This is a genomic window from Glutamicibacter sp. AGC84, assembly GCF_053543575.1.
In genome coordinates this window covers 84061-84587 of the sequence record NZ_JBLVOC010000004.1, presented here as the reverse complement: position 1 = coordinate 84587, position 527 = coordinate 84061, and the positions used below count along the sequence as shown (strand labels likewise).

Below are 527 nucleotides of genomic sequence, written 5' to 3'. Positions count from 1 at the left end.
AACGCCCTGCGACGCGGGCACCTGTTCACCTACCTGGATACAGATCTGAACGGCTTGGGGATCAACGCGACGACGAACATGATTGAAGGTGCGGTGAACTCCGGCATCCGGGCCATGATTTTCTATCACCGAGGGATGCCCATTGAGCATCGCCGGCGGGCGTGCGAGTGGTTCTGCTGGACGCATGCGGATGAAGGGAACCGCCCGGCCTTGCGGACACTGTTGCGCCCGGAGCATTACACTCCCGAAGCGAAGAAGAGGGCGCAGCACATGGTTGATGAAGCACCAATCGGCCCGGAGCTTTATGGCACTGGCGCCAGCACTGAGGATGGGCAATTCATTCGCAGTGGGTGGATGAGGAATATCTACTAGAGCCGGGTTTTAAGGTTGTCTGGCCCGGGAACACGCCCGGGTCAGACACACTTTATTGCCTATAGCCCCGAAAGATTGCTGAACAGTTGCCACGGATACTACCCGCCAGGTTCTGGCAATGCCGGTAAGCGCAAAAAAATAATGTCCCGGGGGGG

At 58.1% G+C, this 527-nt stretch carries 1 pseudogene; it reads left to right on the top strand.

Annotation, left to right across the window (positions count from 1 at the left end):
• Positions 1-372: pseudogene (locus ACNPN0_RS01760) on the top strand (IS256-like element ISAar5 family transposase); the annotation flags it as partial.
• Between the last annotated feature and the right edge of the window lie 155 nt (positions 373-527).